The sequence below is a fragment of the Chryseolinea lacunae genome, assembly GCF_016735595.1.
Classification (GTDB): domain Bacteria; phylum Bacteroidota; class Bacteroidia; order Cytophagales; family Cyclobacteriaceae; genus Chryseolinea; species Chryseolinea lacunae.
The window spans coordinates 103,245-129,456 of the sequence record NZ_JAERRB010000002.1 but is presented as its reverse complement, the minus strand read 5'-3'; the positions used below and the strand labels follow the sequence as shown (position 1 = coordinate 129,456).

The following is a 26,212-nucleotide window of genomic DNA, read 5'->3' as shown; positions in this document are numbered from 1 at the left end:
CTACAGGTGAAAGAAACCTTGCAGACTTTTTCTACCTTTCCCCGCCGAAGCAACCTCTATTTAGTTTAGCTATGGTAAATCGGTTCATCCTCCTGCTCACCGTTGTCTTTACGGCTGTCTCCTTGCAGGCCCAAAACAGTCTTTCGCTTCAGGCGTCGTTGCAACTGGCCCGGAAGCAAAATCCGGATCTCCAGGTATCGGCCTTCAACATACCGCTGGCCGAAGGCGATGTGACCCAGTCGCAGCTTCGCCCCAATCCGATCTTCAACACGCAGTTACTCTACATGACCAACCGGAATTATCGCAACGAAGCCGGCGTGTTGAACACGGCCAACGGACAGCACTGGTTCCAGGTAACAAAGCCCCTGCAGATCGGTGGGTTGCGGACCAACAAAATAGAATTTGCCAACAAACAGCTCACGCAATCAAAACTGGATTTCAATGAAACCTCGCGCGGGTTGTATTATGCGGTGGCCAGCAAGTGGCTCGACGTGTGGTCGGCCCGCGTGAACCTCGACATCCTGCTGAAGGGAAAAGTATATATCGACAGCCTTGTCAAGATCAACGAGTTTAGACTGAAAGACAAAGTAATCACGGGCACAGACCTCGCCCGCACCCAGTTGCTGGCACAACAATATCAGCGCGACATCATCACGTCGCAGCAACACTACAGCAACGAGCTTCAGAACCTCCGCTACCTGGTGGGCGCATCCGACAGTGTCAGCATTCAGGTTGACGACGCCGTGTTTGCCAACATCAACACGGCGGGCGACAGTCTCCTGAAATTGGGAATGTCGAAGCGCACCGATGTGCTCTCGGCCAAAAATGCCATCGACGCCAGCGAAACCTATATCAAACTCCAGCGCTCATTGGCCTACCCACGCCCGGAAGTGGGTGCCATCTTCAACCCGCAAAACAACATTCCGTATGTGGGTGCCTATGCCACCATCACCATTCCCCTGCTCGACCGCAACCAGGGACAACGCGCCAAAGCCGAAACACAACGCCAGCAGGCACAACAAAACTTACTGGCCACCCAACGCCAGGCCGAAACCGAAGTGACCACCGCCTACCGAACCTATCTGACGCAGCGGCAAAACGTGGCCACCTACGAGAGCAACCTAGCACAGGCCGCCGCCATCCTCAATAGCGTGCGCTATTCGTACCTGAAGGGATCGACCTCCATCATCGATTTGCTGGAGGCACAACGATCGTGGCTCGACACCCAGCAACGCTACTACAACACCATGGAAGATTTCCGGCGAAGCTACATTCAGTTGCTTTACGTCACGGGGCTGATCAATCAACTGGCAGAATAACTTCACCACCGCGACGCTTCACCGCACCGGCATGAACGCCAGCGGAATTTTATCATAGACGATTTAAAGATCTACATACATGAAACGTTTTATTGTAATGCTCGCCTGTCTCGGCCTGCTGTCGTGCGAGAAACCCAAAGGCAAAGAAGCACATCCCGCTGTTCCCCAGGCGACGGTGTCGGACCAGGGTGCAAAAATTGTTTTTCCCGACGACCCAAAGACGCTGTCGTTCTTTGCCACGCAACAGGTGAAAAAAGAAAGCTTCACCGGTCACTACAGCGCGCCGGCGTCGGTGGCCGTGTCTATCGTGGAGTCGAGCGAAGGTGGAAGAAGAAACACGGTGTTGTTTGACGACTCGCGGCTCAACTCGGCCTACACCCAATTTTTGCAACACCTCATCAACATCAACACCTACAAGGTGAACCTGAACCGTGTGAAAGATCTGGCCGAACACAATGCCGCCACCGGCAAGGAAGTGCTGGATGCCGAAACCCAACTGGCCAACGAAGAGGCCGCCATCACCGAACAGGAAGCCAGCCTGAAACTGGCCGGGCTCGACCCCGCGCACCTGAAGACACCCCGCAAGAAAGAAGTTTGGCTGGTGTGCGAAGTGCCTGAAAGCCAGATTGCCGAAATCAAAATCGGCACGCCGTGCTCCGTCACCTTCACGGCCTTCAACGACCAGAAATTCGACACCAAAGTGGATGGCCTCGGTGCGGAAGTAGACAACATCACACGCATGGTGAAGGTGCGCATCGTGCTACCCAATCCCGACAACCGTTTTCAGGTGGGCATGTTTGCCGCAGCCTCGTTTGCCCTGAAGAGCGGCAACAGCATGTCGGTGCCCATGAGCGCACTCGTGAACGTGCAGGGCAAAGACTATGTGTTTGTGAAAACCGACAAGACCACGTTCGAACGAAAAGAAATACTTGCCGGCCAGCAACTCGACGACAAGGTGGTGGTGCTGAACGGTCTTGAAGAAAATGCTGAAGTGGTCACCAAAGGCGCGATGCAACTCAAAGGACTTTCGTTCGGATATTAACCATAACGCACATGCTACAGGCTCAAATTTTTATCGATCTGGAAGAGACCATCGGCGACCAATCGCTGGAAGATTATATCATGCAGTTTCTGGCCGAACATCACATTCTGGGGGCGACATCGTTTCGGGGTCACTCGGGTTTTGGCAAGAATCATCGCATCAAACGCCCCAGCGAATTGTTTTCGTTTGACGAGCCCCCGGCCATGATCCTGTTTATTGACGAAGAAGAAAAAGTACGCCACGTTGTCGGCCTCCTGCGCAAACACATGAAAGGCGGATTCATCACTGTTCATCCCATCGAAAAGCTGTAAGCCATGATCCGCAAACTGCTCGTACTGTCGCTCTCCAACCGTGCTGCCATCATCATCGCCTCCATTGCCGTGATGGTGATTGGTGTGGTGTGTTTCAAGCTCCTCAAAATTGAAGCCTATCCCGACATTGCCGACACCAACGTGGTCGTCATTGCCAAATATCCCGGCCGCGCCGCCGAAGAAGTGGAGCAGCAGGTTACCATTCCCATCGAACGCGCGCTCAACAACGTGCCGCAGGTAATCGCCCGCCGATCGCGCACCGTGTTTGGCCTGGCGCAGGTGCAGCTCTCGTTTCAGGATGGCACCAACGACTACTTCGCCCGTCAGCAAGTGATTGAACGCCTTGCCAACGCCGACCTTCCCGATGGTGTGGTGCCCGAGATGGGCCCCCTCACCACCGCCGTGGGCGAAATCTATCGCTACGTGCTGGAGACCACACCCGACATTACCCCCATCGAACTTCGCGACCTGCAAGACTGGGTGATCGTGCCCGCGCTGTTGCAGGTGCCCGGCATTGCCGACGTGGTTACGTTTGGCGGACCGGTGAAAGAATTTCACGTGTTCACCTCGCCCGAGAAACTGCGCAAGTATCAACTCACGTTGCCCGATGTGCTCAACGCTATTGAATACAATAACCTCAACACCGGGGGCAACATTGTGGAACGCGGTGGCCAGGGCTTTGCCGTGCGGGGCATCGGCGCCATTCGCAAGGAAGAAGACATTGGCAACATTGTGATCACAAGCCTCAACGGCGTTCCCGTGTTCATTCGAGATGTGGCATCGGTGGAAGTGGGGCCTCCCCCGCCGTCGGGCATTCTGGGCTATGCCATTTATCATGAAGGCAAGAATGTGAACTCAGGCATCGAAGGCATTGTGTCTATGCGGCGTGGCGAAAACCCGTCGGAGGTATTGTCGGCATTGAAGGCCCGTATGGACGATCTTCAGCAAAATGAATTTCCCGCGGGCGTAAAACTCACACCCATCTATGACCGCACGTCGCTGGTAGACAACACGCTCGACACCGTGTCGCACACCTTGCTCGAAGGCGTGATCATCGTGATTCTTGTGCTCATGATTTTTCTCGGCAACATCCGCTCGGCACTGGTGGTGGCGTTCACCATTCCGTTTGCTTTGTTGTTTGCTTTCATCCTCATGAAGCTGAACGGCATTCCGGCCAACCTGCTTTCGCTCGGTGCTATAGACTTCGGCATCATTGTGGACGGCGCGTGTGTGATGGCTGCGCACCTGGCGCACAAGTTCAGACACCTCTCCGAAAGTGAACGCAAAACCGGCATCATCAAAGTGACCTTGAACGCTTCGCAGGAAGTGGGCCGCGAAATTTTCTTCTCGGTGCTCATCATCATCCTGGCCTACATGCCCATCCTCACCATGCAGCGTGTAGAAGGAAAGTTGTTTTCACCCATGGCCCTCACCTTGGCGTTTGCCGTGGTGGGTGCCATGATCTGCGCGCTCACCGTGATTCCCGTGTTCATCTCGTTTGTGTATGGAAAATACCTCACCAGCGACATTCAGGAAAACGTGCCCGCGTGGCGCAAGAAGATTGATCTGCTCAGCTGGATGGAACGCAAATATAAAAATGCACTGCCCGGCATTCTGAAGTATCACAAACAGGTTGTGATTGGTGGCTTCATCATCATCGGGCTGTCGTGTTCGTTCATTGTGAAGCTGGGCACAGAATTTTTGCCGCCACTCGATGAAGGCTCCATCTGGATGCGGGTGTTTTTGCCTGCGGGATCGTCCATCAAAGAAACCCAAACCATCGCGCCCATCATTCGCGACGTGGCCGCACACCATCCGCAGATCCTCAGCATCGTGACACAGTCGGGACGCAACGACGATGGCACCGACCCCTATCCTTCCAACCGCACGGAAGTGATGATGGTGTTGAAAGACTATAAGTTGTGGGCACAGGACACCACCAAGCAGGAACTCATCGGCACCCTTCGCCGCGAAATGCGACAGGCGCTTCCGTCGGCATTCATTTCGTTTGGTCAGCCCATCATCGACAACGTGATGGAAACCGTGACGGGTTCGGCTGCCGATCTTGCCATCAACATTCAAGGCTACGACATCAACAAGATGCGCGGCATGGCCGACACCATTCGCCAGATTGTGAAGAACATGGACGGCGCCACCGACGTGGGCATGGAACAGGAAGGACCACAGGCACAACTCAACATCCAGATCAACCGGAAGGAAGCGGCTCGCTATGGCATCAACGTGGCCGACATTCAGAACATTGTGGAAGCCGCCATTGGCGGCAAGTCGGTGGGCTCGATCTATGACCGCGACCGTCGCTACGACATTGTGGTGCGCTATGTGCCGGAGAACCGTAACAGCCTCGACGTGATCAAATCCATTCAGGTGCCGTCGGCCAGCGGCGAGCTGATCCCCATCAACCAGCTTGCCACGGTGAGGCTGCTCGACGGCGAAACCAATCTGTATCGTGCTAATGCCAAGCGCCTGCTCATTGTGAAAACCAACGTGCAGGGTCGCGACCAGGGCGGCTTTGTGGCCGAAGCGCGCGAAAAAATCGGCAAGGCCATCAACCTCCAGCAAGGCTACTCCATAGACTATGGCGGCCAGTTCGAAAATTTGCAACGGGCAGGCAAACAGTTGATGATCGCCATTCCGCTCACGGTGGTGATTGTGTTGCTGGTGTTGTTTATGCTCTACAAAAATCTAAAATATGCGCTGCTCACCCTGGTGTGTGTGTTCTTTGCACTAGCCGGTGGCATTGTGGCGCTGTGGCTGCGCGACTATCACTTCAACGTGTCGGCGGGCGTGGGCTTTGTGTCGCTCTTTGGTTTGTCTGTGATGGCGGGCGTGTTGCTGATCTCGGCCATCAACCGCGAGCGCACGCTCGACAACGAGAACCTAGAGTTTGTGATCAGCAACGCATCGGCCGGGCAATTGCGTTCCATCATGATGATGCTGATCGTGGCCATCATCGGTCTCATACCGGCCGCGAAGTCGTCGGGTATTGGATCTGACATTCAGCGACCACTGGCCACGGTTATCATCGGGGGCCTGACGTCAACACTGTTGTTTACGCCCTTCATGCTCACTGCGCTGTATTACTGGATCGAGAAAAAGAAAAAAGAGTAGACCTCAGAATTCGAAGAGCTCTTTTGGCGACACCTTCAAGGCTCTTGCCAAATCGAAAATCGTGGAGACGCCGGTGTTGAGCCGGCCGTTTTCCAACCGGTTGATGGTGGTGTAGGCCACGTTGGCCAGGTGCGCCAAATCTTCCTGTGATAGTCCCTTCTCAAGCCGGATCCGTTGAAGGTTCGTTCCAAAAGCGATTAGCTTCTTGACATTACGCCGTTTTGCATTCACCGTCATATAGCAAATCTGCTACAAAAACATATGCGAGGGTATAGCAAATTCGCTATACTTTCAGTAATCTTGTTTCAGATAAAGATTTGCGCCCTTCGCGGGGTGCGCCGTGGAGTCCAGCTGAGCCCGTAGCGATTTTTCGTTGCGGGCATTTTTTTTGAAGATGAACAAACGTGATGCGTATTATTTTCCGCTAAGCATCCGCTCAAAGAAAAGTTGTTAGCCTTTATGTTGATGGTATCCCTCCAAACTAAAACGCTTCCATCCTCAGGGACAGAAGCGTCTTCTTTTTTGACGTCTGGTTACTGTCTACTTTCCGCGCGAAAGGTAGAGGTCGTTGATGAGTGTGCGGCCGTTGCGTTCTGTCAGAAAAAGCTGGTTAGCAAGCGCATCGCTGGCGGCCTCCACAAATGCCGCGTCGGCGGCGAAATCTTTTTTCAGATTGGCTTTGGTGAGCTTGCGCAAGGGTGCGTCCCAACCGGTGCTGTAGTAATAAAAAGTTTTGCCTCCGGTTTTGTTGTTGCTCGAACGTTTGGAGTAGATAATCAGTCCGGCATCGTCAAGCACTTTGTAGTAGCCAAAGGTGGAGAAGATGCTTTGTGTGCCATAGGCGCGGTAGCGGTAGCCGTCTTTGTAATAGCCGGAGAGGCTGCCGAATTTATATTTCTTTTCGAAGCCGTCGCGAATCAGCAACACGTTTTTGTCGAGGTTCACCACCACGTTGTTGAGGTTGTCGGTTTTGTTTGCCTGCAGCACGTTGGTGGTGGCCAGATCCTGCGGTGTCACAAAGATGCCGTTGACCAGCACGTTGTCGCGGTCGGCATGTTGGCTGAATGCGCTGACGTGAAGCAAGGGAAATTGCAACAGCATCAGGATAAGGAAATGCATTACGTTTCTCATACACTTTCGGGTTTGGATGGTCGGCCATGTTTACGCCGGTTCACAAGTTCATAAAAAATTGGGAAAATCAGTAAAATCAGAACCGTGGCCGTGATTAACCCCCCGATTATCACTATGGCCAACGGTTTCTGACTTTCTGACCCAATACCTGTGGACAACGCCGCGGGCATAAGACCTATTGACGCCATCAGCGCCGTCATCACAACGGGCCGTGTGCGTTGCCTGATCCCCAACGCAATGGCGTCGGGCAGGTTCATATCGTTTCGTAAATTTTCATTGAATTCCGTAATGAGTATCACCCCGTTCTGCACGCAGATTCCGAACAGGGCAATGAAGCCCACCCCCGCCGAGATGCCGAAGTTGATGCCCGTGAAATGAATGGCCAGGATACCGCCGATCAACGCAAACGGCACGTTGATGAGCACCAGGCCCGCATCTTTGGCATTGCCAAACGTGATGAACAGCAGCACAAAGATGGCGATGAGACTGAGGGGCACTACTTGCGCCAGCCGTGCCGTGGCACGCACCTGGTTTTCGAACTCGCCCGTCCACTGCACGGTGTAGCCTTGTGGAATGTGCACACGTTCTTTCACACGCTGCTGCGCTTCGGCAATGGTGCTGCCCAAATCGCGTTCGCGCACCGTGAACTTCACGCCGATGAAACGGCTGTTGTTGTCGCGATAGATAAACGCGGGGCCCGTGATGGAGGTGACCGTAGCAATTTCATTCAGTGCCACCTTACTACCTTTTAAGGTAGGCACCAAAATGTTGGTGATTTCCTGCTCCGACTTGCGGTATTCGTAGGGAAAGCGCAAGCGTATGTCGAATTTTTTCTCACCTTCATACATCACCGATGCCGTTTTGCCCCCGATGGCCATTTCAATCACGGCTTGTGCATCGCTGGTGGTCACACCATAGAGGGCCATTTTATGATCGTGTAGTTTTATCTGAATCTCGGGCTGTCCCACATTTCTCAAGATGCCGGCGTCTTTTATGCCCGGCACGTTGTTGATGCTGGCCAGCACCTGCGAGGCCAGCTTGTCGAGCTCAGCCAAATCGGGTCCGAATATTTTCACGGCGTTGTTGGCGTTCATGCCGGCCACCGCTTCGGCCACGTTGTCGATGATGGGCTGCGAATAGTTGTAGTTGATGCCCTGGTATTTTTTGAGCTTGTGGTCCATCTCTTCAATGAGACCGTCCATGCTGATCTTGCGCCCCCACTCCTCTTTGGGCTTCAGGTTGACCTGCATCTGCACATAATAAAATCCGCTGGGGTCGGTGCCGTCGTTGGAGCGGCCGGTTTGTGAGAGCACGCCATTCACTTCGTTGAACGAGCTCAGCTCGTTGCGCAGCGTGTGCACCATCTTCACCGTTTCGTTCAGCGACATGCTCATTGGCATCTTTGCTTCCACCCACAATGCACCTTCGTTCAGCTGTGGCAAAAATTCTGTACCCAGCCACTTGGTCGAGAACAACGTGCCCGCCACAATGAGCATGGCCACCGAAACGCTCACCACTTTGTGCGAAAACGTCCAGGCAAATCCTTTGGACACAATGCGATCGAAGAAGGTGACAATGAATGTGTGTTTCTCTTTCACATTCTTTTTCAGCAACACGGCACTCAACACGGGCACCAGCGTGAGCGTGAAGATGAGCGCGCCCAGCAAGGCGAACCCAAGCGTGTAGGCCAGCGGCGAAAACATTTTACCTTCCACTTTTTCAAAAGAGAAAATGGGAAGCAACGCGGTGATGATGATGAGTTTCGAAAAGAACACCGCCAGGCCTGTGCGCGACGCTGTTTTTTTGATGAGTCCCAGCTTGCTGATTTTGTTGAACCGCTCCATTCCATACTTCCGGGCCGTGTGGTCGAGCGTCACAAATATTCCTTCCACCATCACCACGGCCCCATCGATAATGATGCCGAAGTCGATCGCCCCCAGCGAAAGCAGGTTGGCGCTCATGCCTTTCATTCTCAGACAGAAAAATGCAAAGAGCAGTGAAAGCGGTATAATGATAGACACAATGAGCGTGGTGCGCCAGTCGGCCATGAAGAGCAGCACGATGGCCGTCACAAACACGATGCCTTCCACCAGGTTGTGCATCACCGTGTGGGTGGTGTAGGTCATGAGCACGTCGCGGTCGTAGAACGTGGCCATGCGCACGTCGCCGGGCAGAATGTGTGTGTTCAATTCTTCGATCTTTGCCTTCACACGTTGCAGCACTTCGCTGGGGTTTTCGCCTTTGCGCATCACCACAATGCCTTCCACCACATCGTCGATTTTGTTCAGGCCTACCTGGCCCACGCGGGGCAGGTCAGACTGCATTACGCCCGCCACGTTCTTCACCAGCACGGGCACGCCCGCGCGATCGGCTATGATAATGTTTTCGATGTCTTCGGTGGAGTTGAGCAAGCCCATGCCGCGCACCACATAGGCCTGACCGTTTTTCTCGATCACATCGCCTCCCACATTGATGTTGCTTTTGGTCACGGCCTGATACACATCCAGGGGGGTGATGTCATAGCGGTTCAGCAAGGCAGGGTTCACCTGGATCTCGTAGATTTTTTCACGTCCGCCAAAGGCCACCACATCGGCCACGCCAGGCACAGCACGGAGCTGGCGGTCGATGGTCCAGTTCTGGATGGTCAGCAGCTCGCGGGTGTCTTTGCTTTTGGAGGTGAGAACGTAGCGGAAAATTTCTCCCGTGGGACCATAGGGTGGCTGCACCTCGGGGTCCACGCCGTCGGGCAGGTTCACGTTCACCAGCTGGTTGTTCACCTGCTGGCGGGCGAAAAAATCTTCCACGTTGTCTTCAAAAATAATTTTGATCACCGACAGCCCGAACATGGAAATGGAGCGCACGTTTGTTTTCTTCTGCACAGAGTTCATGGCCACCTCGATGGGGATGGACACAAACCGTTCGATCTCCTGTGCGCTCCTTCCTTGCCATTCAGTCACGATGATGATCTGTGTGTTGGTCACATCGGGAAAGGCTTCAATGGGCGTATTCTTATAGCTCACCACCCCGGCAATCACCATGATGGCGACCCAGAAGAAGGTGAAGAACCGGTTCTTCAACGAAAACGCGACGATATTTTTTATCAGCTTGATCATGCGCTAGTCGTTAAGAGCGTCGTAGATGAAAAGTTGGTTATGGCTGATCACTACCTCGCCGGGTTTCACGCCGTGGGTGATCCACGTGGTTTCGTCGGCCGTTTTATACACTTCCACTTCGCGGGTCTCAATGTTGTAGCGGTCTTTGAAGATCATCACAAACTGACGACTGTTGTCGAAGATGATGGCCGACGAAGGCACCGCCGTGAGGCTTTTGTCTTCATGATACACAGCTTTGATCGTGGCCAGCATCTGCGGCTTCAGCTTGAACTGCGGGTTTGGAATTCTGATCCTCACCTTCATCGTCTTTGTTTCCGGATCAAGCACACTGAAAATTTTATCGATGCGTCCCAGAATCACGTCGCCCGGATAGCTGAGCGTGGTGATGGAAACGTTCATACCGTCTTTGATGCGCGAGATGTCGCTTTCATAGACATCGGCAATGGCCCACACTTCGTCCAGCTCCGCCACGGTGAACACACTCTCGGTGTGCCCGGCGGGCAACGTCATGTCGCGCGTAATGTTTTTGTAGATCACAAATCCCTTGATGGGCGCCTTCAGTCTGTATTCCGACTGTTTGTTGAAATTGTAGATGGAAAACGTTTCGGTGATGCGCCGCAGCGAGGCTTCGGCTTTCTCCAGTTCTTTTTGCGCCGCCACCAACTCACGGTCCGACGACAGCTTTGAATCATACAAATCCTGCTTCACACTCAGATTCTTCTGGGCCACCAGCACGTCAGACTGTGCTTCGATAAGCTGACGATCGTATTCCGCCACTTCACCGCTCTTGATTGTTGCCAGCGTCTGGTTCTTCTTCACATAGTCGCCCAGCTCGGCATCCACCTCCACTACGTTTCCGCCCACGATGGGGAAAATTTCGACGAGACGGTTTTCGTCCGCCACAATTTTTCCGTTCAGGTTCAGAGCGCCGTTCACGGGTTTGATCTTCACCGTGTCGAGGCGGATGCTCTTCAGCATCGTGTCGCTCAGGGCAAACGCTTTGTTCTCTGCCACATCTTCCGTTTTCTTCGGTTCGCATCCCACCACCAACAGCACTATCATGGCCACAAACGGTGCCCATGGGTAACGGTCAACGGAGATCTTCACCCACGGCATAATTGAGTTCTTCATAAGACTTATTTAAATCGGCTTTCAGTTGATTCACTTCGATGATGCTGGAGTTATAGGCTTCGAACATGTCGGTGAATTCCAGCAGCGATATGTTGTTCTTGCTGTAGTTGCTCACCAGCCCCTTGCTGAGCAAATCCAACTGGGCTTCGAAGTCCGTGCCCGACGCCTTGTATTGCGCATCCAGCAGTTGATATATTTTCCAGGCGGCCTCCACCTGGCGTGTGATTTCCTGGCGACGGCTTTGCAACAACACGTCGGCCTGGGCTATGCCTATTTTAGATTCCCGAATTTTTCCCTGGTTTCGGTTGAACAGTGGAATCTGGAGCCCTACGGAAACACCGGTATAGTTTGGCACATAACTTCCGTTCTGATCATAGACCGCACCGCCCGTCAGGTTGGGTATGGCTTCCTTGCGCGCCAACGAATAGCGAAGCTGGTGCTGGGCTTGAATGCTTTGTGCTTCTTTTATTTCCGGACGATTTTCCATCGACTTTGCCAGTAGCTCCGGCAGCGTGAGCGCAGGCAGGAGCGCCACCACACCGTCGGTGGCTTCGCGGCGCGGTGCAATGGCGCGGTCGTCGGCCAGCAACACCTTAAGGTTTTCCTGCAGGCGCACCAGTTCGGTTTGCGTGTCGTTCACTTTGTTGTTGATCTCGAAATATGTCGACTTGAGGCGCGTCAGCTCCTGAAGCGATATGTTGCCCTTGTTGTATTGCAGTTCGTAGATGCCGATGAGGTTCTTCAGCAAGTCGAGCCGCGAACGGATGTTCACAATGGCGTTGTTGAGATAGTAGTAGCGATAGAAACTCACGTGCAGCTCATACTTGAGGCTTCGCGCCAACTCATAGTATTGCCACTGCGTCATTCGTTTTTCCTCTTCGGCCAGGCGTATAGACGTTTTGCGTTGGCCGGCAATGCGAAACACCTGTTGCAACTGCACAATCTTCTGCCCGTTCTTGCCGGTGTCGAACCACTTTTGCGCGGTGGGATTGTATAAATTCCACTCGGTGTAGAGTTGTGGGTTGCTGAACAATTTTTCCTGGATCGTTCGTGCATCCGCCATGTCCACCTCATACTTATACGCCAGCAACGACAGGTTGCGCGCCACCAGCAAGCTGTCGGCTTGCAGCATGGTCACCCTCAGGGTGTCTTGCGCGTGAACGAAAAGGCTGACACACAAAAACGCTAACACTGGCACTACTCGAAACAAACGCATCAATATTCTCTTTACACAAAAGAACGGATGTGGTCTTTAGCGCGCCTTAAAGGCAACCTTAAATAAACCTTAAATAAAATATCAGGCGTGGGGAAGGGTGAGCACGAAGTGGTGCCGGCCCGCCTCAAAACGATAGGCAATGGTGCCTTGCATGAGCTCGATGATCTGCTTCACGATGGAGAGGCCCAACCCGTGACCGGGTTTTTCCTGTTGCTGGGTCTGACGGTAGAAGGGTTCGAAAATGCGTGTATCGGGAATGGCTTCATCACCGGCGTTGACAAAGGCGAGTTGCAGGGCCTGCCCGGCTTTTGACAGAATTATGTTCAATTCGGGCGTGGCCGCATACATCGCGGCATTGGCAATGAGGTTGCGAAAACAAATTTTTAACAACAAAGCGTTGGCCTGCACGGTCAGCTGGTCTTCAGTGGCAATAGACGATTCGATGTCGATCTTCACCGTCTGATGCGGAAAGGACACACTCCCATCTTTCACACTTTCATAGAGCGACTCGTCGATGCGCACTTTCGCGGTGTTGACGGGCAGCTGTGATTGCAATCGCTGAATGAGCAACAACGACTCTACCAACGCTGCCTGCCCATCCACATCCTGCTCGAGGCTGCTCAGCAAGATCTGCATCTCCGGATGGGAACCGGCCAACTCGTCGAGACGGTCCAGCTTGGTATGTATCAGGGCGAGGGGCGTTTTTAATTCATGCGCCGCGTTGCGCACGAACGCACGCTGCGACTCGAACGCTTTGAAAAGCCGTGCCAGCATCTGGTTATAGTTCAACGCCAGCCGATCCAGTTCGTCACGATTTTTTTTAACGGCTATAAACTCGTGAAGATTATTTTCGCTGATGTTTTGAATCGATGCGTTGAGCGTGTCGATGGGACGAAACACCTGCCGGATGTAGATGTAGCTCGACAGCGCAATGAGTGCTGTGCCCAGCATCAGCGCAATGATGACTAGGTTTTTCAGGTTTTCCAGTTTGCTGATGCCATAGCGGTCGTAGGCCGATGCGAGCACCACATAGTCGTGGCCCTGGCCGGTATAGTGAACGCCCACCACTTCGTCGCCATCTTCGTCCACATAATATTTGTCGGCGCGGCGGCGGATGTGTTCGATGGTTTTGGTGGAATAGGGAATTTTTTCGTCGTCAAGGCTGCTGTAGATGAGTGCGTTGTTTTCGTCGAAGATGAGGATCTTCTCGTCATACATCTTGTTGATGGAATTCTGATCGATGATTTTTAACAACCCGATGTCGATTTCTTTCACATCGATGAGCAGCTTGGCTGTGTTGAAACTTTTTTCACGAAGACGTTCAAAAAATTCGTCGCGCCGAAATTCGGAATACGAAATGTAGATGAACACGAGAATGGACGAAAGCACAAAGAAGAACAGCCCAACAAAAAGCAGTGTCAGCCTTGTCTTATAATTCATCGCGGTTGTCGTTTAGATAATAACCAAAGCCGGGCTTGGTGAGGATCAGCTTCTTCTCAAACTCCTTGTCGATCTTATTGCGCAGAAAGTTGATATACACTTCAATGGTGTTGTGGGTCACACCATAGTTGGCATCCCACAGGTTCATGGCCAGTTCGTCTTTCGAGACAATTCTGTTCCGGTTCTTTAAAAGATATTCCAGCAGTCCGTATTCTTTGGGCGTGAGGTTTATTTCTTTGCCTTCGCGGATGGCGATCTTTTTGTTGGGATCGAGCTTTATGTCCTGAAGTTGATAGAGGGGTTGTGTGGTGGCGGGTTGTTCGGCGCGTTTCAGGAATACCTTCACTTTTGCCAGTAGTTCGCGCAGGTGAAAGGGTTTCACCAGATAGTCGTCGGCGCCCAATTCAAAGGCCTCCATCTTGCTGTCGATGTCGCCAAAGGCGGTGATGATGAGAATCGGCACTTCGGCGTCGATCTCGCGGAACTTCTTGCACAGGTCCATGCCGTTCATCTTGGGAAGGTTGATGTCAAGCAGGATGAGTTGATAGGCTGTTTGCTGAAAAGATTTCAATGCCATGTGTCCGTCGTAGGCCGGCTCGCATCCATAACCTTCTTTTTCCAGCGCTTTCAAAACCGACTCCGAAAGGCGATGATCGTCTTCTATGACAAGTATTTTTTTCATAAGCATGGCCCGACCTAACAACCGGTGTGGGCTGAAATTTATCAAAATTCCACACCATACCCGCAACATTTTTTTTTCGCCCAAGCATATACGGCAACCAGACGACATCCTGAACCCGCAGATCAGTGCCCTTATACTAGTATACTATAGAGAACATAACACCACCCCAGCATTGCCCGCCAGGAATACTGAGTTAGTTCACTGAGTGACCAGGATATTTCTTCTAGCCGCATCTATTTTTTCGTTTCCAACGGTTTAACAAATAGGTTTTGTACTAATCCATACAAAACTATACTTTTGACCTTATGAACGGACGCCCCAAAACCTTTCGCGAACAGGACGTGCTGGAAAAGGCACGCCGCGTTTTCTGGGCGAAGGGCTATGCCTCAACGTCAACGGAAGACTTGCTGGAAGCGATGGGCATTGGTCGTGGCAGTTTCTACCTGGCTTTTAAAAATGGAAAGCGGGAACTTTTCGAAAAAGCCATGCGCCAGTTTCACCATGAATCGTTCAACACGCTGAAACAGCAACTTCAGGACAGCGACGACCCGGTGGAACGCATCCGCGAATTTTTTCGCGGCATCCTCAAAAAAGGAACCGATGCGCACCCGCTGGGCTGTTTCATCGGCAACACACTCATCGAAATGGCGTCGCTCGACGAAGATCTGAAGGCCGAGGCGGCAACGTTGCTGAAAGAACTCGAAAACCTTTTCTATGTCACGCTCCAACGATTGCAAAAAGACGGAACGCTAAAAACGAAAACGGATGCAAAGCTGCTGGCGCGCCATCTTATTACGTTGTGGAACGGGTTGAACGTGACACGGCGCATGTATGCCAACAATGCCGTGATGAAACCGCTCATCGAAATGCAGCTCGAAATTCTTCGTTAATTTTTTTGAATAGTTTTGTACTAATTAGTACAAAAATCGTTAATATCCATAGACAGAAAAACAAATGACCTTCATACAGCACACCAACGCATCTGTACATTGACCCCTTCACTTGAAATTCATTCATTTCTATATTAAACTTTAACAAGTACAACTATGAAAGTAGCAATCAACGGCTTTGGCCGAATTGGACGCATCACCAGCCGGGCCCTGTTGGCCAAAAAAAACGTAGACCTGGTGGCCATCAACGATGTGACCGACATCAAAACGCTGGCACAATTGTTCCGCTATGATTCCCTGCACGGCACCTTTAAAGGTGAGGTGAGTCATGACGACAGCCACCTGATTATCGACGGCAAAAAAATCCGCGTGTATGCCGAAAAAGATCCGGCCAAACTTCCCTGGAAAGCGCTGGGCATTGACGTGGTGCTGGAATCGACCGGCATCTTCACCGAAAAAGAAAAAGCCGAAGCACACATTCACGCCGGCGCGCGCAAGGTGGTGATCTCCGCACCCGCCACCGGCGACCTCAAAACCATTGTGCTCGGTGTGAACGACAACCTGCTCGACGGAACCGAAACGGTGGTGAGCAACGCCTCCTGCACAACAAACTGTCTGGCCCCGATGGTGAAAGTGCTCGAAGACACCTTTGGTATTGAGAGCGGCTACATGACCACGGTGCACGCCTACACGGCCGACCAACGTCTGCAAGACTCGCCGCACAAAGACCTCCGTCGCGCAAGAGCGGCTGCGGTGTCTATCATCCCGACCGGCACCGGCGCGGCCAAAGCGTTGGGTTTGGTTATTCCCGCCGTGAAAGGTAAACTGAACGGCTATGCGCTTCGTGTGCCTGTGCCCGTGGGCTCTGTGACCGACTTCACTGCCACACTGAAACGTTCCGTGACCAAAGACGAAGTGAATGCCGCGTTCGAAAAAGCATCGCGCGAAGGCTCACTGGCCGGCTACCTGAAATACTCCACCGACCCGCTGGTTTCGGCCGACATCGTGGGCGATCCCTCGTCGTGTATCTTCGACAGCGACCTGACCATGGCCAATGGCAACAGCGTGAAAATTGTGGGCTGGTATGACAATGAGTTTGGCTACTCTAACCGCACCGCGGATTTGATCGAACGCATCGGTCAATAACAGTAGCTCACTTCTCGATAAAGCGAAGCGTCAATATTTTTGTTGACGCTTTTTTTTGTTTTCCGAAAAAGCAAAACACAACGCATCGACCACTTCCACTGTCGTAATCGCGAATGCTGTTGCCCTTACTTCTTGCTGGACGACACCAATCGTTTCAGATCGGGATGATACTGCGACGTCAGAAATTCAGTAATGGTGATTTTCGCCAGGCCGTGCAGGGTGAACGGATCTTCGGCCATGATCGCTTCCACATCTTCCTTTGACGACGCTAACGCCAAAATGATTCCGCCCGTGCGCGGCACTTTTCGCCCAGAGGCTACGAACACATTTTGTGCATAGTATTTCCGAAGAAAGGCTACATGCTCGGGCATGTGCGCATCCAGTTGTTCGAGCGGAACGATGTAGTGAAGGTCGATGATGAACATAGGTCTGAAATTTTAAGAAGAATAGCGTGCCGGCCGAGGCGGTTAAAAATGAATAGGGCGCCCAGTAAAAACTGGTACGCCCCACTTGTTTTTTTTATACTTCACGGCAACCACACATGAAGGTAGCCAACTTTTAAACTTCTTTGCGATACAACCCATCGCATTTTTGCATCCTCAAAAAATCATTCCGAACGCAACGAGTCGACCGGGTTGGCGCGCGCCGACTGAATGGCCTGGAAAGAAATGGTGAGCAATGCCACACACAGCGCCACGATGCCGGCAAAGGCAAAAATCCACCACGACAAATCGATCTTGAAGGCGAAGCCATTCAGCCACTGGTGCATCAGGTAGGCAGCTATCGGTGTAGCTACCAAAAACGACAGCGCCACAATTTTCACAAAGTCCTGCGACAGCAGCCCCACAATGTTGGCCACCGTGGCGCCCAGTGCTTTGCGTATGCCAATCTCGCGGGTGCGTTGCTCTGCCGAAAACATGACCAGTCCCAACAACCCCAGGCACGACACCACAATGGCCAGTGCCGCGAACGCGTTGGATAGTTTTGTCATGACCTGTTCATTGCGATACATCTTGTTGTATTCTTCGTCGACAAACCGAAAATCGAAGGGATAGTTGGGATTGATTTCCTTATAAATTTTCTCCAACCCCGCCAGTGCCTCACGGGTTTTGCCTGCCTCTGTGCGCACGAGGATGACGCCGAAGTATTCGTATTCCTTCACATCCACAATGAGCGGGCGGATGCGTTCACGAAGCGAGTTGGTGTTGTAGTCTTTCAGAACGCCGATGATATGTCCTTTCTTTTGCCAGGCCGACACCCACTTGCCAATGGGATCTTTCAAGCCCATTTCTTTCACGGCTTGTTCGTTCACAAGAAAAGCATCGGCCGAGTCGGTGGCGTTGGCACGCGAGAAGTCGCGACCTTCCACGATGTCGAGGTTCATGAGCTTCACGAAGTCGAATCCCACGGAAGTGGGTTTGAAGCCCACCATCGATCCTTTGTCTCTGCCTTCCCACTTGATGGCGGTGTCGTCGGGATTCTGGGTTTCGGCAACGCCATCGTCTTCGTCCACCACAAAGCCCATGGCGTGGGGCGCTTCGCTACTGCGGTCAACCATCATCACACCGGGCAGTTGTGCTGCTTTTTGTTTGAGCGCCTGAAATTTATCGTACTTCGCCAGCTCGCCTTCAATGGGAAAATAAAAGAGGTTCTCTTTGTCGTAGCCAAGGTTCATGTGTTGCAGGAAGCTGGTTTGCTGCGACACCACAATGGTGGCGATGAGTAACAATATTGACAGCCCGAATTGAAAAACAGCAAGGCCCTTGCGAAACCAAATAGCATTCTGTGTGAATTGCACCACGCCCTTCAACACGTTCACCGGCTTGAGTGAAGAAAGAAACAACGCCGGATAACTACCCGCCATGATGCCCGTCACAAACGCGAGGCCGACCAGCCCCAACCACGTGAACCCATCGGTGATGGGCGCCACGATATGTTTTCCGGTGACCTGGTTGAACAGCGGAAGCAGGAATTGCAGCAAGACGAGTGAAACGGCCAACGCGAGAAAAGACAAAAGTAGCGACTCTCCAAAAAATTGCCCGATCAAATAATGTCTCGGCGAACCAATCACCTTGCGCACGCCCACTTCTTTTGCGCGTTTCACCGAACGCGCGGTGGCCAGGTTCATGAAGTTGATGCACGCAATGATGAGGATGAACACAGCCACGCCGCTGAAGATGCGCACATATTCAATGCGACCGCCTGAGGGTTTGCCGTCTGTGAAATTTGCTTTGAGGTATTGGTCGCGAAACGGCTGCAATCCCAGCGTGACACTGAACGGCTGATCTTTGTCGAGACGCGATTTCACAAAGACATTGAGTTTATGGGTCACGTCCTCCACATTGGCACCTTCCGAAAGCAACAGGGTGGTTTGCATAATGCCCGACGCCCAGTCCATGCGCGTCATGTGCGACTCCCAGTTGACGAGGAAATCAAATTTCCACGAGGTGTGCGGCGTCAGGTCTTCGAACACTGCGGTGACCTGGAAGTCAATTTTATTTTCGTAGCGGATGCTTTTGCCGATGGCGTTTTCGGGACTTCCAAAAAACAGCACGGCCATTTTGCGCGACAGGGCAATGCTGCTGAGATCTTTCAAGGCTGTGTTTGCATCGCCGGCCAGGATGGGGAAGCTGAACATGGTGAAGAAGTCTGCGCTGGCACGCGAACCTTCCAGCTTATGTTTCTTGTCGCCCACCTGAAACGTTTCAGGATGTCCCCACGGCAGCGAGTAGCCCGTGGCATAGAATGCCATGCCTTTTATTTCGGGGATGGACGTCTTCGCGTCGTCCACAACGAGATACGTCTTGTTGTCGCGATAGTTTCGTGGCGTGTTGTATGAACCCTGGTTGCCCGAACGGGCATGCACGGTCATGTAGATGTTGTAGAGTTGGTCTCCCTTGGCGTGAAAGTTATCGACAGCCTGTTCGTCGATCACCCAAAGAAAAATAGTCATGCAGCAGGTCATGCCCATGGCGAGGCCAATCACGTTGATGGCCGAGAAGGCTTTGTGCCGCAGCACCTGGCGCAGGGCCACGGTAAAATAGTGACGTAGCAAGTTCATAGGAAGAATGGGATTGGAGGTTGGTTTTCGTTTGATGGCAAAGGGCTTCATGAATTCAAACACGTTGCGCACATAGTCGCGGCGTGCTGCGCGCGGGCCGTCGTGGCGGCAGCGGAGCAGAAATTCTTCCAGCAGGTCGCCCTGCACTTCTTCGAGCAGCTCGGGTGCGCAATACCACTCCAGCAGGCGTGTAGCCCACCGTGGCGGTGTGGGGTGAGATGATGGCGAGGGGCTCATGCGTGTGCCGATTTTAATGTGGGGGGCACAGCGTTCCACAGGGAGGCGCGAACCTGCTGAATGTCTTTCAGGGTGTTGCTGCCATAGGCCGTGATGGTGAAGATTCGTTTTCTACGGCCACCGCGTTCGGGCGTGGGGTTGCTCATTTTGGATACGATCATGCCTTTTTCCTCCAGGCGTTGCAACGATGCGTGCACCTGGTTGAGGCGCACCGACCGCTGGGTCTGCTCCAGAATTTCGTGGGTGATGTTCACCCCATAGGCCACACCGTCGAGCACGGCCACGACCAGCAAAACAATTTCTTCGAACTCGCCCAGGTATACTCGCTTCATGCGTTAAACTGATTAATTCTAGTTTTGTTGATCAAATGGCTTGCCACGCTCATTTCGCTGATTTCAGTCTGATTTCGAAGATTTTAAAGAAACCTCGACAGGCTTCGTGTCCGCTTTAGGAACAGTAACGTTCGATGTCGCACTGGGAAAGGTCAACCCAACGCACAACGTCCACCCCAAAGCAATCCATGCGACCTGGGAACCTTTTGACGGCATGCATCAGTTAAAAACATGTCGCATTCATACACTATATTTCAGTGGAATGATTGCTGTAGTCTAAAAATTGAATTGATAAAAAAATCCAGTCAGCCAACCTTGACGCACGGCGCATGAACGTTGAGATCCATCACCCTTCGAAAGCCCTAAGCCCATATGTGGCGCGCTACACTATCGTGGACTGTCCCGACGAAATGGTGAATCGGGTGTTACCCGAGGCGTCGATGGTGATGGCCATTCGGTATAAAGGATTGGTGAAGCAGCAATTTTCAGACACCAGCCAAGACCTGCCCGTTGCCATGGTGTCGGGGCTGCGCAAATCGGGACGCACCATTCAGTATCTGAAAGATTCGGGCAACATCCTCATTGTGTTTAACGCAGCGGGCGCCAGCGCTTTTTTCCGCGAACCGCTGCACGCGTTGGCCGAAGAAAGTGTGCCGCTCGACAGCTTCCAAGGTTATCAACACGCGGAGCTTCTGCATGAACAACTTGCCTCAGCAAAACATAACACCGAGCGCGTTCAATTGGTAGAACAGTTTCTGCTCTCCAAACTTTTCCGTCACAAACCCGATCCATTGGTCTTTGCCGCGCTCGACAGGATTCGTGCCGCCCGCGGTGTCATCAACATGAAAGGGCTGGCCGACGCGATGTGCCTCAGCCAGGATGCGTTCGAAAAACGGTTTCGCAAAACGGTGGGCATTTCGCCCAAACAATATTCGTTTATCATTCGCATGAAGGCCATCATCAACCAAGGTCTTCAACAACAAACGTTGGCCGAAACTGCATTTCATGCCGGCTATTTTGATCAGCCCCACTTCACCAAAGATTTTAAACTGTTCACCGGGCAAACGCCCACCGACTACCTGAAGGCACCCGTTCGCTGGTGATTCACTGATTTTTTACAAGACTTTGTTTTCGACGCTGCTGAACTTTGTATTACCAAAATGCAAAGAACATGAAAACAGCATGCATCCGGATGGGCCTGTGGGCCGTCCTGCTGGCGCCGGGAGTAACGATGGCCCAGCCTGCGCAAAACGTCAATGAAAAAACAAAAAACAAGGAGGTAAAAATGTCGACGACACAACAAAACAAAGAAGTGATCCGGAATCTGTATGACCAGGCGCTCAACCAACGCAAGTTTGAGCTGCTTCCCCAATTTGTATCGGAAGACTACACAGGCTTTCGCGGCGAAAAAGGTCCGCAGTCTTTTAAGGAACCAGTGCTGGGGCTCATTCATTCTTTTCCCGACATTCAATGGAACGTTCAGGAACTGCTGGCCGAAGACGACCGCGTGATGGTGCGCTGGAAGCTGACGGGAACCCAAACCCTCTCCTATCAACACATCGCCAACACCGGAAACAAAATTGCCAACGATGGTCTCGCCATCTTTGTGCTGAAGAACGGAAAAGTGATCAAAGGCGATGTGCACACCGACCGTCTGGGTTTTCTGCAACAGCTCGACGTGCTTCCACAAGACATCAACGTCATTCAAAAACGCACGCCGTCTTCCGATCAGGTTCGCTTCATCGACAAGTTTCTTATACCACCCGGTGCCAAAGAAGAGTTTATGACGCGCATGGCGATCAACCGTGACTTCATCCGAAACCTGCCCGGCTTTGTTGAAGATGCAGCCTATGAATATTACGACGAACACGGCAATGCCATTCTCATCACCATTGCGCTCTGGGAAAATGAGGCCGCCGTGCAACGCGCCAAGGAAGTGGTGCAGGCCGAATACAAACGGATCGGGTTCAACCCCGGCGAGATGATGCAACGGCTGCACATCACGATGGACAGAGGTTTATATAGAGAGATAGCCGAACCCGTAGCGGTTCACTAAACAAATTGCAAGTCTTAAAAAAAACGTTGGTCAGGGGAATCCTCTTCCTGACCAACGTTTCTTATGTTCTATAATCGCGCAGCCTACTACGGCAGCAATTCTCGCTTCGTATACTTGGCGCTTCGTGCCACGCACTGCATCGCATCGGGCACATAGTTGTTGCCTTGCTCCACAAACATGTGCTTCACGCCAGACTTACTGGCCAGTGGCAATATGCTTTTGAAATCGATAGACCCATCGCCCATGGTGGTGTGCAGATCGGGATTGGTTTTATCCATGTCTTTCAAATGCCAGATCACAAAACGGCCCGGTTGTCGCTCGAACAGTTGCGCCAGGTTTTGTTTCATGAACGACGCCCAATAGAGATCGAGCTCCAGCTTCACGTTGTCGGGGTTGGTGGCCAGAATGATATCATAGCCGCGTTTGCCATCGTGGTCCACAAATTCGAAATCGTGATTGTGGTAGGCCAGCTGAAGACCACCTTTGCGAATGCGTTCGCCAATGAGATCCAAGGTGTCGGCAATCATTTTTATGTTCTCCAGTGAGCGAAGTGATGGATCGAGCCACGGCCACACGATGTAGTCTTGTTTGAGCATGTGCGCGCCTTCGATACATAAATCCACATAGCGCAGCAGGTCGTCGTTTGTTTTACCAGGAAGCACAAACTTGTCGAGGTTGTAGTGGCCGCTGGGCGAGGTGAGGTTGTTGTCGGAGAGTAGTTTCTTGAAATCGGCCGGTGTCATGCCGTAGTATTTTCCGTCGAAGCCATAGATCTCCACTTCCTGGTAGCCATAGGAAGAAATTTTCTTCAACGTGCCGGGGGCATCGGCCGCCATGGCGTCGCGGATGGTGTAGAGCTGCAGACCCAGTTTATAGGGGGACTTGGCCAACAGGTTTGGGGTGAGACACAGTGCGGAAGTGAACACACCGGCTTGCTTCAAAAAATCTCTTCGGGTCGTCATGGGGTATTTAGGGGGGTTGATTTATCGTCAGTGTTTCTCCGCCGGAACATATTCGGGCGTGTAGCCTTGCCGGTCTTTTTTGATGATGAAGATCAACAGGATTTTTGCCGGCTTTTTGGTGCTGGCATTGTGCGTGTACGTATGAAGGATGTTGCGGGGTTCGTAGAACATCTGGCCCGCTCCATACTTCTTGAGTTGCTTGGTCACCAGTGCGATTTCCACTTCGCCTTCCATCACGTAGCCAAAAAGTTCGCAGTCGTGCCGGTGCGACACCGTGTCCACACCGCCGGGCACAACCGTGAGCACGGTAGATTCCATTTTGAAGTCTGCCAATTCAGGATCGGAAAGCACCTGCGAAAGCACGGGGCTGAACAGAAGTGGTCCTTGCGCTTCTTTTGTTTTCTCGTGATGTTGTGCCTGTGCGGTGGTGAGCATGATAAAAAATACAGCGGCGAGCATTGATTTGCAAAGAGTCATAGTATGTAAGGGTTTTGTGAAGGTTCACCGGTCATTCCGGTGAATCCGAAATGCAAACCTGCACAGATCGTGTCAACGGCAGGTAGTCCACGGGAGAATTTGCCGGTAGACCAGGGAGCATCCTGACCCGGCTAGGCGTCTTGCGCTTTTGGCAACGAGAAATAAAATGTAGCGCCTTGTTCCTCCTCGCCCTCCGCCCACACACGACCGCCATGTTTGTCGATGATCCGCTTCACCAGCGCAAGACCCACACCCGTTCCCTCAAAATCGGACGGGCGATGAAGACGCTGGAACACCCCAAACAGTTTGGCTGCGAATTCCATGTTAAACCCGGCACCGTTGTCTTTCACATAAAAAACAACTTCGTTCTCCGTGGCATACGAACCCACCTCAACGGCGGGAGCTTCTTTCTTTGACGAATATTTGATGGCATTCGACAACAGGTTGAGCCACACTTGCGACAGCATGGCCCGATCGCCCACGGCGGGCAACAGCTCGCGCACGGCGATCGCGGTTTTTTCGGGCGTGTTGTTTTTCAGGTCGGCTATGCTTTTTTCGACGATCAGAAAAGTGTCGACATTTGTTTTCTGAATTTCCAATTTACCCAGCCGCGAAAACTCCAGGAGGTCGTCGATGAGGCGGCCCATGCGGGTGGCGTTGCTTTGGATGCGTTGCAGGTGTTTCTCCATGCCCGGCGCGATGCTGCTGGCAAAATCTTCGCGAATCAGTTCAGAATAGCCGATGATGGACCGCAACGGTGCGCGCAGGTCGTGCGACACGGAATAGGAAAACGCTTCCAGCTCGCGATTCACAGCCGCCAGTTTTTCCTCGCCACGCTTGCGTTCTGTGATGTCGTAGATGATGTTGATGGCAAAGCGCTCGCCGTTGTGGAATATGGTTTCAATAGATGAAAGCACCTCCAGCAGCTCGCCCGATTTTTTGCGCACGGTCATTTCCATTTGTTTCACCGAACCAAGCTCGGTCAATTCGCGGATCAGTTTTTCGCGTCCTTCAAAGTTCACAATCAGGCCCAGTTCGGCCGAGCTGTGTTGCAGCACTTCGCCGCGGGTATAGCCAATCATTTCAAGAAACGCGTCGTTCACCTCCATATAGCGGGCATCCGAAAGCCGCGTGATGGTGATGCCGGCCGAGCTGGCGTGAAAAGCTTTTTGAAATTTCTCTTCGCTTTCGTGGAGCTCGACTATTTTTTTCTCTAACGCGGCCGTGCGTTCAACCACCTTCTCTTCCAGCCTTATGTTGAGGTTTTGAATTTGTTCTTCGACTTTCCGGCGTTCGGTGATGTCGCGCACCAAGCCCAGCATGCGGCCGTTGGCCAACATCTTTGCGTTGATTTCTACGTGCACAGGCGAACCATCTTTGCGCCGCAGAACCCGCGTGCTCAAAATGTTTTTGCCGGCCATCAGCTCCGAAAATTTTGGAGGGTTCCTGGCCACATCGGCTGGCATGAGGAGGTCGTGCATGGTCAGCGACAGAATTTCTTCTTTGGTGTAGCCCACCATCTGGCAGGCACTCGGGTTGGCGTCGAGGTATTTGCCCTTCAGGTCGGAAATAAAGACGCCGTCGGTGGCTTGCTCCACGATGGAAGCATAGTCAAGCTCGGCCTGCATCATGTCTTTGGTTCGCTGCGCCACGAGCTGTTCCAATTCCGTGTTCACTTTCTTTTGCTGTTCTTCTGTTTCCTTGCGCCCGGTGATGTCGAGGATGGCCGACAAAAGACATGCCTCTCCATTCACTTCCACGCGAATGATTGAACATGATATCCATTTCTGATTACCGCGCGATGTGCGGATGTTGCCTTCCACCGACAACACATTCAACTTTTCGCTCAACAGCCGAATGATTTCATTCCGATGTTCCGCGGCCGACATCATGTTGAGTTCGGCCGATGTTTTTCCGACAACGTCGGCTTTGGTTGCGAATTCAAACAGTCGCAAAAAAGACGCATTCACATTCACCACAGTCGAGTCGCTGATGCGCGACAAGGCCAGCGCGGCGGGATTAAATTCAAAGACGGTGGCAAACAAATCTTTCAAATCGCCCGAGTCGCTTGTTGCGCCCGGGCTGGCGTGTTCCGATGCAACATGGTCGATGTTCACCAGCACATATTGAAAATGATTGTGCTCGTCGTCAATGGGCGTGAACACCATCCGGGTCAAACCACCGGAAGCGGCGCGAAACGAAATCCGCTGTTCGTGTTGTGTGGCCAGCAGACCATGCAAAGCGGTTGTTGCTTCCGGGAAGAGCAGGGTCAGTGGTTTTCCCACCAGCTCGTCGCGGCGTTTGTCGTGGGTTTTCAAAACCCAGTCGTTCACGGCCAGTATGTTAAATGTCTTATCGGTGGCCAGAAGCAAACCGGGAAGCGCGGCAAAAAGCCTTTCGAATGGAATCGGTGTTGATGGGTTTGCGTTCATACGGACAGCTGTAAAAATGAAAGCCCATCGCTAACAAAACGTCAGCGTATGGGCTTACAGTAAATATAGCCATTCAGGGGCATACCGGCAATGAATAGCCAGCTT

21 protein-coding genes are annotated in these 26,212 nt (G+C 52.4%); 8 read left to right on the top strand and 13 right to left on the bottom strand.

The genetic code is table 11. The features are described 5' to 3' along the window. Positions 1-71 precede the first annotated feature (71 nt). The 4 genes from JI741_RS06350 to JI741_RS06335 all read left to right on the top strand — a co-directional run bounded on the left by JI741_RS06350 (position 72) and on the right by JI741_RS06335 (position 5,801). Positions 72-1,319: a TolC family protein gene (locus tag JI741_RS06350; protein ID WP_202008209.1), complete on the top strand. Its 1,248-nt coding sequence runs from the start codon at positions 72-74 to the stop codon at positions 1,317-1,319. Positions 1,320-1,398: 79 nt separating this feature from the next. Then, complete coding sequence (locus JI741_RS06345; protein ID WP_202008208.1) at positions 1,399-2,361, top strand: efflux RND transporter periplasmic adaptor subunit; 963 nt, start codon at positions 1,399-1,401, stop codon at positions 2,359-2,361. 11 nt (positions 2,362-2,372) lie between these two features. Beyond that, entirely contained in the window at positions 2,373-2,672 is a 300-nt protein-coding gene (locus JI741_RS06340; protein ID WP_202008207.1) for a DUF190 domain-containing protein, read from the top strand. Positions 2,673-2,675: 3 nt separating this feature from the next. Next, positions 2,676-5,801 carry an efflux RND transporter permease subunit gene (locus JI741_RS06335; protein WP_202008206.1) on the top strand — a complete coding sequence of 1,042 codons (3,126 nt, stop codon included), beginning with the start codon at positions 2,676-2,678 and terminating at the stop codon, positions 5,799-5,801. 3 nt (positions 5,802-5,804) lie between these two features. On the opposite strand, the gene JI741_RS32760 is transcribed toward JI741_RS06335, so the two are convergent. The 7 genes from JI741_RS32760 to JI741_RS06300 form a co-directional block, all read right to left on the bottom strand. After that, on the bottom strand, positions 5,805-6,038 hold the full coding sequence (locus tag JI741_RS32760) for a helix-turn-helix domain-containing protein (protein WP_202008205.1): 234 nt from the start codon (positions 6,036-6,038) through the stop codon (positions 5,805-5,807). A gap of 303 nt (positions 6,039-6,341) precedes the next feature. Then, a complete protein-coding gene (locus JI741_RS06325; RefSeq protein ID WP_202008204.1) occupies positions 6,342-6,932 on the bottom strand; it encodes a hypothetical protein in 591 nt (196 codons plus the stop codon). Then, on the bottom strand, positions 6,929-10,045 hold the full coding sequence (locus JI741_RS06320) for an efflux RND transporter permease subunit (RefSeq protein ID WP_202008203.1): 3,117 nt from the start codon (positions 10,043-10,045) through the stop codon (positions 6,929-6,931). Before JI741_RS06320 ends, JI741_RS06325 begins: the two co-directional genes overlap by 4 nt. A 3-nt stretch (positions 10,046-10,048) precedes the next feature. Then, the gene (locus tag JI741_RS06315) at positions 10,049-11,176 is read right to left on the bottom strand and encodes an efflux RND transporter periplasmic adaptor subunit (protein ID WP_202008202.1); all 1,128 of its coding nucleotides are present in this window, start codon (positions 11,174-11,176) and stop codon (positions 10,049-10,051) included. After that, on the bottom strand, positions 11,136-12,308 hold the full coding sequence (locus JI741_RS06310) for a TolC family protein (RefSeq protein WP_236675922.1): 1,173 nt from the start codon (positions 12,306-12,308) through the stop codon (positions 11,136-11,138). The genes JI741_RS06315 and JI741_RS06310 overlap by 41 nt, the downstream gene beginning before the upstream one ends. A 165-nt stretch (positions 12,309-12,473) precedes the next feature. Next, positions 12,474-13,832, bottom strand: a complete 1,359-nt coding sequence (locus tag JI741_RS06305) for a sensor histidine kinase (protein ID WP_202008200.1) — start codon at positions 13,830-13,832, stop codon at positions 12,474-12,476. Further along, positions 13,822-14,514, bottom strand: coding sequence for a response regulator transcription factor (locus JI741_RS06300; protein WP_236675921.1), 693 nt, complete (start codon positions 14,512-14,514; stop codon positions 13,822-13,824). The genes JI741_RS06305 and JI741_RS06300 overlap by 11 nt, the downstream gene beginning before the upstream one ends. A 305-nt stretch (positions 14,515-14,819) precedes the next feature. Between JI741_RS06300 and JI741_RS06295 the strand changes: the two genes are divergently transcribed. Next, positions 14,820-15,404 carry a TetR/AcrR family transcriptional regulator gene (locus JI741_RS06295; protein ID WP_202008198.1) on the top strand — a complete coding sequence of 195 codons (585 nt, stop codon included), beginning with the start codon at positions 14,820-14,822 and terminating at the stop codon, positions 15,402-15,404. Between the two features lie 156 nt (positions 15,405-15,560). Continuing rightward, the gene (gene gap, locus JI741_RS06290) at positions 15,561-16,550 is read left to right on the top strand and encodes a type I glyceraldehyde-3-phosphate dehydrogenase (protein ID WP_202008197.1); all 990 of its coding nucleotides are present in this window, start codon (positions 15,561-15,563) and stop codon (positions 16,548-16,550) included. A gap of 125 nt (positions 16,551-16,675) precedes the next feature. Here the strand turns inward: gap and JI741_RS06285 are convergent, their stop codons facing one another. From JI741_RS06285 to JI741_RS06275, 3 genes are all read right to left on the bottom strand, one after another. Further along, positions 16,676-16,975, bottom strand: a complete 300-nt coding sequence (locus tag JI741_RS06285) for a YciI family protein (RefSeq protein WP_202008196.1) — start codon at positions 16,973-16,975, stop codon at positions 16,676-16,678. 182 nt (positions 16,976-17,157) lie between these two features. Further along, positions 17,158-19,848 (bottom strand): ABC transporter permease, encoded by a 2,691-nt coding sequence (locus JI741_RS06280; RefSeq protein WP_236675920.1) that lies wholly within the window; start codon positions 19,846-19,848, stop codon positions 17,158-17,160. Then, on the bottom strand, positions 19,845-20,180 hold the full coding sequence (locus JI741_RS06275) for a PadR family transcriptional regulator (RefSeq protein WP_202008195.1): 336 nt from the start codon (positions 20,178-20,180) through the stop codon (positions 19,845-19,847). The genes JI741_RS06280 and JI741_RS06275 overlap by 4 nt, the downstream gene beginning before the upstream one ends. A gap of 329 nt (positions 20,181-20,509) precedes the next feature. Here JI741_RS06275 and JI741_RS06270 point away from each other — a divergent pair, with 329 nt between their 5' ends. Then, on the top strand, positions 20,510-21,283 hold the full coding sequence (locus JI741_RS06270; protein WP_202008194.1) for a helix-turn-helix domain-containing protein: 774 nt from the start codon (positions 20,510-20,512) through the stop codon (positions 21,281-21,283). Between the two features lie 68 nt (positions 21,284-21,351). Beyond that, positions 21,352-22,236, top strand: coding sequence for an ester cyclase (locus JI741_RS06265; protein WP_202008193.1), 885 nt, complete (start codon positions 21,352-21,354; stop codon positions 22,234-22,236). An 86-nt stretch (positions 22,237-22,322) separates the two neighbouring features. Here the strand turns inward: JI741_RS06265 and JI741_RS06260 are convergent, their stop codons facing one another. The 3 genes from JI741_RS06260 to JI741_RS06250 form a co-directional block, all read right to left on the bottom strand. Then, the gene (locus JI741_RS06260) at positions 22,323-23,198 is read right to left on the bottom strand and encodes a sugar phosphate isomerase/epimerase family protein (protein WP_202008192.1); all 876 of its coding nucleotides are present in this window, start codon (positions 23,196-23,198) and stop codon (positions 22,323-22,325) included. Positions 23,199-23,225: 27 nt separating this feature from the next. After that, the gene (locus tag JI741_RS06255; protein ID WP_202008191.1) at positions 23,226-23,675 is read right to left on the bottom strand and encodes a cupin domain-containing protein; all 450 of its coding nucleotides are present in this window, start codon (positions 23,673-23,675) and stop codon (positions 23,226-23,228) included. Positions 23,676-23,806: 131 nt separating this feature from the next. Then, positions 23,807-26,107: a PAS domain S-box protein gene (locus tag JI741_RS06250; RefSeq protein WP_202008190.1), complete on the bottom strand. Its 2,301-nt coding sequence runs from the start codon at positions 26,105-26,107 to the stop codon at positions 23,807-23,809. Between the last annotated feature and the right edge of the window lie 105 nt (positions 26,108-26,212).

What these genes read in the sequence shown, in the direction of transcription:
- JI741_RS06350 (WP_202008209.1), top strand. Translation starts at nt 72, where the DNA reads ATGGTAAATCGGTTCATCCTCCTGCTCACCGTTGTCTTTACGGCTGTC.
- JI741_RS06345 (WP_202008208.1), top strand. Translation starts at nt 1,399, where the DNA reads ATGAAACGTTTTATTGTAATGCTCGCCTGTCTCGGCCTGCTGTCGTGC.
- JI741_RS06340 (WP_202008207.1), top strand. Translation starts at nt 2,373, where the DNA reads ATGCTACAGGCTCAAATTTTTATCGATCTGGAAGAGACCATCGGCGAC.
- JI741_RS06335 (WP_202008206.1), top strand. Translation starts at nt 2,676, where the DNA reads ATGATCCGCAAACTGCTCGTACTGTCGCTCTCCAACCGTGCTGCCATC.
- JI741_RS32760 (WP_202008205.1), bottom strand. Translation starts at nt 6,038, where the DNA reads ATGACGGTGAATGCAAAACGGCGTAATGTCAAGAAGCTAATCGCTTTT.
- JI741_RS06325 (WP_202008204.1), bottom strand. Translation starts at nt 6,932, where the DNA reads ATGAGAAACGTAATGCATTTCCTTATCCTGATGCTGTTGCAATTTCCC.
- JI741_RS06320 (WP_202008203.1), bottom strand. Translation starts at nt 10,045, where the DNA reads ATGATCAAGCTGATAAAAAATATCGTCGCGTTTTCGTTGAAGAACCGG.
- JI741_RS06315 (WP_202008202.1), bottom strand. Translation starts at nt 11,176, where the DNA reads ATGAAGAACTCAATTATGCCGTGGGTGAAGATCTCCGTTGACCGTTAC.
- JI741_RS06310 (WP_236675922.1), bottom strand. Translation starts at nt 12,308, where the DNA reads ATGCTGCAAGCCGACAGCTTGCTGGTGGCGCGCAACCTGTCGTTGCTG.
- JI741_RS06305 (WP_202008200.1), bottom strand. Translation starts at nt 13,832, where the DNA reads ATGAATTATAAGACAAGGCTGACACTGCTTTTTGTTGGGCTGTTCTTC.
- JI741_RS06300 (WP_236675921.1), bottom strand. Translation starts at nt 14,514, where the DNA reads ATGAAAAAAATACTTGTCATAGAAGACGATCATCGCCTTTCGGAGTCG.
- JI741_RS06295 (WP_202008198.1), top strand. Translation starts at nt 14,820, where the DNA reads ATGAACGGACGCCCCAAAACCTTTCGCGAACAGGACGTGCTGGAAAAG.
- gap (WP_202008197.1), top strand. Translation starts at nt 15,561, where the DNA reads ATGAAAGTAGCAATCAACGGCTTTGGCCGAATTGGACGCATCACCAGC.
- JI741_RS06285 (WP_202008196.1), bottom strand. Translation starts at nt 16,975, where the DNA reads ATGTTCATCATCGACCTTCACTACATCGTTCCGCTCGAACAACTGGAT.
- JI741_RS06280 (WP_236675920.1), bottom strand. Translation starts at nt 19,848, where the DNA reads ATGAGCCCCTCGCCATCATCTCACCCCACACCGCCACGGTGGGCTACA.
- JI741_RS06275 (WP_202008195.1), bottom strand. Translation starts at nt 20,180, where the DNA reads ATGAAGCGAGTATACCTGGGCGAGTTCGAAGAAATTGTTTTGCTGGTC.
- JI741_RS06270 (WP_202008194.1), top strand. Translation starts at nt 20,510, where the DNA reads ATGAACGTTGAGATCCATCACCCTTCGAAAGCCCTAAGCCCATATGTG.
- JI741_RS06265 (WP_202008193.1), top strand. Translation starts at nt 21,352, where the DNA reads ATGAAAACAGCATGCATCCGGATGGGCCTGTGGGCCGTCCTGCTGGCG.
- JI741_RS06260 (WP_202008192.1), bottom strand. Translation starts at nt 23,198, where the DNA reads ATGACGACCCGAAGAGATTTTTTGAAGCAAGCCGGTGTGTTCACTTCC.
- JI741_RS06255 (WP_202008191.1), bottom strand. Translation starts at nt 23,675, where the DNA reads ATGACTCTTTGCAAATCAATGCTCGCCGCTGTATTTTTTATCATGCTC.
- JI741_RS06250 (WP_202008190.1), bottom strand. Translation starts at nt 26,107, where the DNA reads ATGAACGCAAACCCATCAACACCGATTCCATTCGAAAGGCTTTTTGCC.